Source organism: Coprococcus intestinihominis (assembly GCF_040096555.1).
In the GTDB taxonomy this organism is placed as follows: domain Bacteria; phylum Bacillota; class Clostridia; order Lachnospirales; family Lachnospiraceae; genus Coprococcus_A; species Coprococcus_A intestinihominis.
Window position 1 is genome coordinate 1 of record NZ_JBBMEK010000301.1, and the last position, 3,748, is coordinate 3,748.

Annotated in this window: 5 protein-coding genes and 1 pseudogene; 1 reads left to right on the forward strand and 5 read right to left on the reverse strand. The window is 41.2% G+C overall.

Annotated elements, in window-relative coordinates; genetic code table 11:
• Positions 1-606: helix-turn-helix transcriptional regulator (locus WMO25_RS16070; RefSeq protein WP_349086163.1), on the forward strand; the 606-nt coding region annotated here is incomplete at its 5' end.
• A 98-nt stretch (positions 607-704) separates the two neighbouring features.
• Here WMO25_RS16070 and WMO25_RS16075 read toward each other — a convergent pair.
• From WMO25_RS16075 to WMO25_RS16095, 5 genes and pseudogenes are all read right to left on the reverse strand, one after another.
• The gene (locus WMO25_RS16075; RefSeq protein ID WP_235232832.1) at positions 705-989 is read right to left on the reverse strand and encodes a helix-turn-helix domain-containing protein; all 285 of its coding nucleotides are present in this window, start codon (positions 987-989) and stop codon (positions 705-707) included.
• A gap of 66 nt (positions 990-1,055) precedes the next feature.
• On the reverse strand, positions 1,056-1,469 hold the full coding sequence (locus tag WMO25_RS16080) for a dUTP diphosphatase (protein ID WP_235417243.1): 414 nt from the start codon (positions 1,467-1,469) through the stop codon (positions 1,056-1,058).
• Positions 1,466-2,142 (reverse strand): annotated as a pseudogene (locus WMO25_RS16085) (FAD-dependent thymidylate synthase). Before WMO25_RS16085 ends, WMO25_RS16080 begins: the two are co-directional and overlap by 4 nt.
• Complete coding sequence (locus WMO25_RS16090) at positions 2,135-2,455, reverse strand: hypothetical protein (protein WP_349086164.1); 321 nt, start codon at positions 2,453-2,455, stop codon at positions 2,135-2,137. Before WMO25_RS16090 ends, WMO25_RS16085 begins: the two are co-directional and overlap by 8 nt.
• Positions 2,452-3,748: relaxase family protein (locus WMO25_RS16095; RefSeq protein ID WP_349086166.1), on the reverse strand; the 1,297-nt coding region annotated here is incomplete at its 5' end. The genes WMO25_RS16090 and WMO25_RS16095, both read right to left, overlap by 4 nt.

Here is a 3,748-nt window from a genome sequence, read left to right on the forward strand (position 1 = left end):
TTCATCGTAAACCGTCCGAAGACAGAGAACGAGACGGTTTATTACAACGTGGATTACATTCATACTGCAATCTATGAGAACAAAGAAATCAAATTCCATTATGCAGAGTGGACCGTTGAGAAGAAATTTAAACTGAAAAAAGACGGTGCTTTCTATGTTGTCAGTCCATGGGCACTGACTTGGGATGATGAGAACTATTACCTAGTAGCCTATGATGCAGCAGCCGGAATTATTAAGCATTACCGTGTTGATAAGATGCAGCATACAGAAATATTGGAAACAAATCGAAAAGGGGAAGAATCTTTCAAGAATTTTGATCTTGCCTCTTTTGCTAAGAAGACATTTGGAATGTATGGTGGAGTTGATGCAGAGGTTACACTGGAATGCAAAAACGAGTTGGCTGGTGTTGTGATTGACCGTTTTGGTCATGATGTATGGCTGATTCCTCAGGGAGAAGATCATTTTAAAACAAGAGTTCTTGTATCAGTAAGTCCACAGTTTTTCGGCTGGGTAACGGGTATTGGGACTGGAATGAGAATTATTGCTCCAGAAAATGTAAAGCAGCAATATAAGGAATATTTACAGGATGTGTTGGGGAACTATTAGATTAGTATTGCTATTTGAATATTGAGTTATCTCTTTTATTCAAAAATGAATAAAAGATGGATTTGCTTAAATGAGAAATAAGTAAATCCATCTTGTTATTATAAATGAAATCTATCCTCTCCCATTTCTGTCATCCAGAAGAATGCTGCAGAAAATTCCTTTGGTTTTGTGAGTACCGGTACAGTGAGAATTTCTTTCTGTACACCAAGTGCTTGTGCCAACTTTTTTAATAGTTCCTCTCTAGGCATACGTGCATTGGTCTCATACTGAGCAATCCGGACATCAGCGGTATTTTCAGGAAATCCAACTGCCATGCCAAGTTCTTTCTGGGTAAGATTGGTTTTACGTCTTAAATATCGTAATTTTTCTCCAAATGTAATCATAGTCATATCCTCATATTTTATATATGTTGAGGTGCCGATCTGGCACCTCAGTTTTTTAAGTAACAATTATTCTCCGGAACTTCCAAAGGCATTCGTGCCTCTCTCTTTTCCCAGATCAAATACAAAATCTGCAATAATGATGGGGGTGATCACCAGTTGGCCTACTCTCGTATCTTTAGAGATGGTCTGAGCTTTATTGCTGACATTGCTGATGATGGCATGGATCTCTCCACGGTATCCGGAGTCAACCGGCGGTAGTTCGCAGGTCAATCCTTTCTCTGCCATGCTGCTTCTGGGAAATACAAATCCGGCATATCCGTCTGGAAGAATCAATCCGAATCCCAAAGGGATTTTTACAATTTCTCCTGGCTTGATGGTACAGTCATAAGGCATATACACATCGGCACCGGCATCGTTTTCATGTACACGGAGTGGATTGTGTCCGGGAGTAAGTCCAAAATCAATGAGCCTTATTTTCATACCGCGTCACCTCTGAAAAGTAATGGATAATCCATATGAAGAATTTCATCGGGCAGCAGGATATGGTCAATGGGATGGCCGCAACTCATTTTTCCTTCCAGGCATTTTCCTTTCTGACAAAATGGACCTGTCTGTTCTGGAGTAAAAAGAGCTGGACTCAATTCATACAGATTCTGCCAGATCATAAGCATCACAATTCTCATTTCATCAGTATTTCTGCGGCAGCATCATGGCTGATCCCGGCATTGCACAGACGGTCATAACAGACCATGTCTGCCTGACAGCTTTCCAGATAAAGCGCCTGAATTTCCGAAGGTGCGGAAATAATTTCATATGGAATTGCAAAATCAGCTTCTCCGGAATAGTTGCTGTACTGTAATGATGCGCTCATGAACTTTACTTCGTTCTGGTGCCGAGTAATCTGGGAAAGGAATCTTCTGCTGGCACCAACGACAGCCAGGGTAATTACTGTAAATTTCTGAATGGCAGGGTGAGGAAGTTCTCCCAGATTGGTTAATGTTTCATTCGTAAAGGATTGGTTATACAGATCCATCAGGTCATTCATGGAATGGATGATATGCCCTCTCTGGGTCAGCCTTGCGGCAAAGACCATATTCTTTTCTGCCTCTTTTACTGCAAAGCAGTTCAGGATTTTTGTTTCGATTCTATTCATGGGCACCCTCCTCTCTGACCAATGCATTGAGCAGGAACAGATAATTCAAGGTATCTGTAATCTTCTCATTCCAAATGCTCTGATCATAAGATTCCTGTTCTGAAAAGCACATATCATAAATTGAGATGATATGTTTCGCCATCATTCCGGCAAGAGCTCTTTCGGGTGTACATTCTTGCAGAGCTGCAGCGGTTTTAAATGCGCTGAGTCTGTCCGGGCTGTTTCCGGTATATTCTTTTGCTTTGTTCAACAGGGTTTCTTCACAACGTTTCACCTGCTGTTCAAAAGTCAAATGAAATTCTGTTTGTGTCATAATGTCTTGTCCTCCTTCTTTTTGTGTTGTGTATTAGTTTTTGATTTTTCTGTTTGTGCCGGTTGTTCATAAGAATTGTGAACCAATGGTTCTTCCATTCCGAGAATGGCATCTACATTTGCACCGGCGATTTCCAGTTCTTTGTGATAATCTCTGAATTGTTTTACAACTGATTTCTGGGTATCAATAGATCCCTGTAATTCTGTTTTTTGAGATTTCAGTGCTTTCATCGACAACATCTTTCCGTCCGGATAGAATGCTTTTAACCAGTCGCGGGCTTCTTCATAAAATCTGATTTCTGAAGAATGCTCCTGCCGGAATTTCTTTTTATTTCGTGATTTCAGAAATTCTGCATACACTGATTTGGAAGCAAAATACTGACCGGTGTAATGGATCTGTGAGTTCAGAGTTTTCATTTTGGAAGTGAGATCAGAAAGCTGATCATGAGCCTCTTCCATTTTCGCCTGAATGTCTGCGGTCTGCTTTTCCAGATCCTCTCTGGTGTCATAACCATGATCCTGGATATAAATCAGGGTATTTGCCATTTGCTGGAGATTGCTGATCTTCACCTTCCGGGCGTAAGCCTGATTCTGCATCGCCTTTACATTTGTCTGGAGATCCGTCACGAGACGAAGTTCTGATTTTATGTAAAAGATGACAAATGGATCCTTATGATAATCGGCTTTTGTAGCATTCTCCGATTGGTGAGTGCTTTTGTGAGAAAGATCTTTCCTGTTTTCATGATTCTGAAATACCTGTTCCAGAAAGTCTTTTCCATAGTTGGCACCCAGAGATTCTGCGGAGATTCGTCTGTCTCGGTCCGGATGAAGATAACGATAACTTCCTCTTTTCTCGATGACAGAAATATTGAACCTGTCCAAAAGCAGTGACTGGAATTCATCAAAACTTCTGGATATCTTAGAACATTCATCAATCGCATCCCGCAGAAACTGTTTTTGTGTCTGGAATACGGTGGAAGTCGGTTTCAGTCCGGCAGCACGGATTTTCTCATTCACTTTATCCAGTTCATCCTGCCCATGCGCCTTTGCCCAGTATTCTTCTTTAGTTATTTTTGCGGGAGCAGGAGAAAGAAGGTCAACTTGATGTAGTCCTTCCCGGTTGCACATATCCATGACTTCCTGTTTCAGATGATTCAATAATTTGTTTGTGGACCGATGCTTATAACCGGCTTCCTGCTCATGAGGCTTGTCCATGTAGTTTTGTCGTTCAACCGCATATTTGCGGACACTGTTGATGACGATATGGGTATGAATATTACCGGAGCCATTGTGT